At 65.8% G+C, this 5,267-nt stretch carries 6 protein-coding genes; all 6 read right to left on the bottom strand.

The window, feature by feature from the left end:
- Window positions 1–905: P-type conjugative transfer protein TrbL (trbL, locus tag ACETPF_RS20865; protein WP_373936540.1), on the bottom strand; the 905-nt coding region annotated here is incomplete at its 3' end.
- Between the two features lie 113 nt (window positions 906–1,018).
- Window positions 1,019–1,765 (bottom strand): P-type conjugative transfer protein TrbJ, encoded by a 747-nt coding sequence (trbJ, locus tag ACETPF_RS20860; protein WP_373936539.1) that lies wholly within the window; start codon window positions 1,763–1,765, stop codon window positions 1,019–1,021.
- 4 nt (window positions 1,766–1,769) lie between these two features.
- A complete protein-coding gene (gene trbE, locus ACETPF_RS20855) occupies window positions 1,770–4,208 on the bottom strand; it encodes a conjugal transfer protein TrbE (protein ID WP_373936538.1) in 2,439 nt (812 codons plus the stop codon).
- Window positions 4,202–4,474, bottom strand: a complete 273-nt coding sequence (locus ACETPF_RS20850; RefSeq protein ID WP_373936537.1) for a conjugal transfer protein — start codon at window positions 4,472–4,474, stop codon at window positions 4,202–4,204. Before ACETPF_RS20850 ends, trbE begins: the two co-directional genes overlap by 7 nt.
- On the bottom strand, window positions 4,471–4,806 hold the full coding sequence (locus tag ACETPF_RS20845; protein ID WP_373936536.1) for a TrbC/VirB2 family type IV secretion system protein: 336 nt from the start codon (window positions 4,804–4,806) through the stop codon (window positions 4,471–4,473). The genes ACETPF_RS20850 and ACETPF_RS20845 overlap by 4 nt, the downstream gene beginning before the upstream one ends.
- A 2-nt stretch (window positions 4,807–4,808) precedes the next feature.
- Window positions 4,809–5,267 (bottom strand): ATPase, T2SS/T4P/T4SS family (locus ACETPF_RS20840; protein WP_373936535.1); only part of this gene is annotated, 459 nt, incomplete at its 5' end.

Genomic DNA, 5,267 nt, shown 5'->3' with positions numbered 1-5,267 from the left:
GCGCCGCCAAGTGCACGCGCACCACCCACGGCGGCGCCGCCCGCAAGCATCGTGATACCGGCCGCGCCGACGGTCGTGCCGAGCGCTGCACCAGCACCAAGTTGCGGAGCTCCCGCAACGAGGCCCGAGGCAATGCTTGGACCAAAGATGCCGAGACCGAACATGGTGAGGCTGGCGAGCATCAGGCTCAGCGCCTGTCCGATGTCCGGCTCCTGGCCCTGCAGTGCGGCGGTGAACTCGGTGAAGAAATTCGAGCCGATCCCGACGATGACCGCGAGGACCATCACCTTGATGCCCGACGAGACCACGTTGCCGAGCACGCGTTCGGCCAGGAAGCTGGTCCGGTTCCAGAGCGCAAATGGCACGAGGATGAAGCCGGCCAGCGAGGTCAGTTTGAACTCGATTATCGTGACGAACATCTGCACGGCGAGGATGAAGAAGGTAATGATGACGATCGCCCAGGCGAACAGCAGCACGGCGATGGTCAGGAAATTGTCGAAGAAGCTGACGAACCCCGTCAGCTCGGACACCTGCTGAAGTAGAGGCCACGCGGCCGAAAAACCTGTCCCCGCGAGGCGGCCGGGCTTGAGGAGATCGGCCGCCGACATGCCGCCGCCACCGGCAGTGAGGCCGGCCTGCGCGAACGAGCGGAAGATGATGTCGGCAAGGGTCGAGAAGCTGTTCAGGATGAACGCGAATGCGCCGATGTAGAGAATTTTCTTGAGGAAGCGGCCGATCACATTGTCGTCGCCGCCCATCGCCCAGAAGAGTCCGGCCAGCGTGATGTCGATGCCGATCAACGTCACAGTCAGGAAGTGGACGTCGCCGCCGAGCAATCCGAAGCCAGCGTCAATGTAGGTGATGAACGCCTGCATGAAGCGGTCGATGACATTGAGATCGTTCACGTCTGTTGGTTCCTCGGCGAAGTGAAAGAGGCCGCGGGGCGAGACCGGGAGAGCGAAGCCCCGCCCCGCGGCGACGACGACGGGAGGCGGACCGTCGCCGCCCTCCGGCGCGCCTATCGGGGGGTGTAGGCGGTGCCGGAACCGAGGAACTTCTTGGTCGCTGCCTGCGCATCGATCTGCGCCTGCGCCTGCCGCGCGCGCTCGATCGTCTCGGCGCGATATTGGGCGGCCATCATGTTCTGGATCTGGAACTGCTGCTTCGCGCTGAGCGCGAGCAGCTGGTTGGTGGCCTGCTGCGCCTGCAAGGACCCCTCGGCGCCTTGGCTCTTCGCGACCAGCGAAGACAGGGTCTGGGCATCGGCCGCGACGTTTTCGGCAACCTGCGCCTGCACGGTCATCGTGTGCTGGTAGGCGGTCATGGCGGTGTCGAGGCGAGAGCGCGCGGCCACAACCTGATCGTTCATCCGCAATGCCTGGCCGAAGCTCTGCGGAAAGAGCTGGTGGAATTGCTGGTCGAGGCCGGAGACCTGGAGCCGGATGCCCTGGGCTTGTCCCATCAGGCGATCGACCTGCTGCAACGTCTGAGTCAGCGCCTGCAGCTCGGGGAAATCGATCGTGGTCAGGTTCTTCGCCTGGTTGAGCAGGCTTCGCGCCTGATTCTGCAGCGACTGGATCTGGTTGTTGATCTGGGTGAGAGTCCGGGCAGCCGTCAGGATGTTCTGGCCGTAGTTACTCGGGTCGAACACCGTCAGCTGCGCGTGGGCAGGCGTAGTCATCATGGCCAGGCCCATGGCGAGCGAGCCTGCGGTCCCGAGACCTAGCGCGCTCGCGATCAGATATTTTCGGGTGAGGAAACGCATCACATTACTCCTTTGCTTGGGGGACGGGAAAATCGGCGAGCAGGTCGGCGGCCCAGTCGAGGCCGGCCGACGCAAGGAAGCGGGCCGCGAAATCCGAGAGGCCGTCGTCCGCGATCATCGCGTCGATCCGCGATTGCGTGGCGAGGTCGGACGCGCCGCACAGGGCCAGCGCGACCGGACCAAGGCCCAGTTCGAACAGCCGATTGCCGCGCGCCGACTGCAGGTAATATTGCCGCTTTGGCGTGGCCCGGCTGACCAGCTCGATCTGGCGATTGTTCAGTCCGAACCGCTCATAGGCCTCGCGACTCTGCGGCTCGATCGCGCGATCATTGGGCAGCAGGATGCGCTGTGGGCAGCTCTCGATGATGGCCGGCGCAATACTGCTCGACGCGATGTCGGCGAGGCTCTGCGTCGCGAACAATACTGCGACGTTCTTCTTGCGCAGCACCTTCAGCCACTCGCGGATGCGCGCGGCGAACAGCGGATGGTCGAGGAATATCCAGGCCTCGTCGAGCACCAGAAGGGTCGGCCTGCCGTCGAAGCGCTCTTCCAACCGGTGGAAGAGATAAGTCAGCACGGGCGCCACCACGCCTGTCTGGCCCATCAGCGCCTCGGTCTCGAAGCACTGGACATCGGTGAAGGCGAGATGCTGCTCGGCCGCATCGAGCAGTCGCCCATAGGGGCCGTCGAGCGTGTAGGCGCCAAGCGCGGTACGAAGGGCATTCGATTGGAGGAGCAAGGTTAGCCCGGTAAGGGTGCGTTCCTCCGGCGGCGCAGACGCGAGGCTGCCGAGTGCCGACCAGACAGCATCTTTCACCTCGGGCGTAACGAGGACCTTCTCATGCGCGAGCAGCGCCGCGATCCATTCCGCCGCCCAGCTTCGCTCGGTGGCATCGTCGATCCTGCGCAAAGGCTGGAACGCCAGCGTCTCACCGGCATCGGCACCGAGGCCGAGCGCGTGGTGAGCGCCGCCCATCGCCAGCACGGCCGCCCGCGCGGAAAACCCCTTGTCGAAGATATAGACCTGGGAGCCCGCGTAGCGTCGGAACTGAAGCGCAATCAGCGCGAGCAGCACCGATTTGCCGGCGCCCGTCGGTCCGACCACCAGCATGTGCCCGACGTCGCCGACGTGCGTCGACAGGCGGAACGGCGTCGATCCTGCCGTGCTGGCATGGAGCAACGGTGGGCCGTCGAGATGGGCGTTACGTACAGGGCCGGCCCAGACCGACGACAGCGGCATCAGATGCGCAAGGTTCAGCGTGTGGACCAGGGGCTGCCGGACGTTCGCGTAGACTTGCCCTGGCAGCGACGACAGCCACGCCTCGACCGCATTGACGCCTTCTCGTATCGTCGTGAAGCCGAGTCCATTGACGATCCGCTCGACCCGCCGGACTTTGTCTTCGACGCCGGCGCGGTCACTATCGCTGACGGTGATGGTCGTGGTCAGGTGGCCGAACGCGGCATGGTCGCCGCCCAGGACCTGAAGCGCGAGGTCGGCATCGACGACCTTGTTGTCGGCGTCGGTGTCGAGCAGCTGCGATGGCTGGTTGTACATGATCTCGCGCAGGAGCGCGGTGATCGACTTGCGCTTGTTGAACCACTGCCGCCGCAGCTTGGTCAACGACTTGGTGGCGTCGCTCTTGTCGAGCGCGAGAAAGCGCGTGACCCAGCGATAGCCGAAGTCCTGATGGTTGAGCGCATCGAGGATTCCGGGCCGGCTCATGCTTGGGAAGCCGAGCACCGTCAGCGTGCGCAGGTGGGTTCCGCCGAGCCGCGGCTCCAGCCCGCCGGTCAGCGGTGTGTCGACGAGCAGCGCGTCGAGATAAACCGGCGTCTCCGGGACCGCGACACGATGCGGCCGATTGGAGATAGTGCCATGCAGGAAGGTGAGCGTCTCGGAGTCATCGAGGGCGCGGACCTCGGGCATGAAGCTCGCGAATAGATCCAGCGCGCGATCGCTTTCGGCGATGAAGCTGGCCAGCGCTCCATGCCAGTCGCGGCCCTTGTCCGCATCGGGCCGCTCGATCAGCGAACGGCCGGCCGCCTCGGCATTATCCGGCGTGGGCAGCCAGGTCAGCGTCAAATGGTAGCGGCTCTCATAGTGCTCGCCTTCGCCGAGAAAGGCGGCGCGGCGTTCCTGGTCGACCAGCCAGGACGCGGCGTCCGGAAAGTCGCTGTCGGGGTAGGCAGATGCCTCGCGACGCTCGGCCTCGAAGAACAGCGCCCAGCCCGTCCCGAACCGCTTGAGGACATTGTTGGCGCGGGCGCAGGCCGAGATCAGCTCGCCCTCGGTTGCGGATTCAAGGTCGGGTCCTCGGAAGCGCAGCGTCCGCTGGAAGCTCCCATCCTTGTTAAGGATGATGCCAGGCGCGACGAGCGCCGCCCATGGGAGATGGTCCGCCAGCCGGTCGGGCCGGTGACGATATTCGGCGAGATTCAGCACGCGAAATAGCCTTTCTGGCGGAGATGACGGATCATCACGGGTGCGAAGTCCGGGTCGCGGCGCGCGGCGAAGACGGCGATGCTGTGGCCGACCGCCCAAAGGACGAGACCGGCGACCCATTGCTGGAGGCCGAGGCCGACGGCGGCGGCCAGCGTTCCGTTGACGATGGCGAGCCCGCGCGGCGCGCCGCCGAGCAGGATCGGTGATCCGAGGCTCCCGTGAATGGGAGCCTCGTACCCTTCGAGATGTTGGCCGGCGCCGATCACGCGATCAGCGCCCCACCGCCGAAGCTGAAGAAGCTGAGGAAGAAGCTCGATGCCGCGAAGGCGATCGACAGGCCGAAGACGATCTGGATGAGGCGCCGGAAGCCGCCGCTGCTCTCGCCGAACGCCAGCGTCAGGCCGGTGACGATAATGACGATGACGGCGACGATCTTCGCAACCGGACCCTGGACCGATTCCAGCACCTGCTGGAGGGGTTGTTCCCAGGGCATGCCCGATCCCGCCGCCTGCGCGGCCGGGGCTATGGCGAGGGCCAAGCCGATGGCCGCGCCGATAAGGAAGGTCGATCCGCGAGACGGAATCTTGGCAAACTGCATGGTCATTCTCCTTGGGGGTTGAGGGGCAAGAGGAAGTCGGCGAGCGCGTAGGCGCCGGTGTCGGGATCGAGCCCGGCGACACGCGCGATTTGCGAGATGCGGCGCTGGAGGCCGCGTCCGGAGATGAAGACGATGATGTCGATCGCCTCGGCGATCAGCCGGCGCGGGACCGTGACCACCGCCTCCTGGACGAGACCCTCGATCCGGTAGAGCGCTGAGATCGCGCTATTGGCATGGACAGTGGCGATGCCGCCGGGATGGCCGGTGTTCCAGGCCTTGAGCATGTCGAGCGCTTCGGGACCTCGCACCTCTCCGACGATGATGCGGTCGGGGCGCAGGCGCAGCGTCGAGCGGACGAGATCGGCCATCGTCACGACGCCCGGTCGCGTGCGGAGGGCCACGGTGTCGGCGGCGGGACTTTGCAGCTCGCGCGTGTCCTCGATCAGGATGACGCGCTCGTC

It is taken from the genome of Sphingobium agrisoli, assembly GCF_041877245.1.
Classification (GTDB): Bacteria; Pseudomonadota; Alphaproteobacteria; order Sphingomonadales; family Sphingomonadaceae; genus Sphingobium.
The sequence above is the reverse complement of the archived record's forward strand: the minus strand, read 5'-3'. Positions and strand labels throughout refer to the sequence as shown.

Bases quoted from the DNA above. Each gene is read 5' to 3' on its own strand.
- trbJ (WP_373936539.1), bottom strand. From the start codon at position 1,765: ATGCGTTTCCTCACCCGAAAATATCTGATCGCGAGCGCGCTAGGTCTC.
- ACETPF_RS20845 (WP_373936536.1), bottom strand. From the start codon at position 4,806: ATGCAGTTTGCCAAGATTCCGTCTCGCGGATCGACCTTCCTTATCGGC.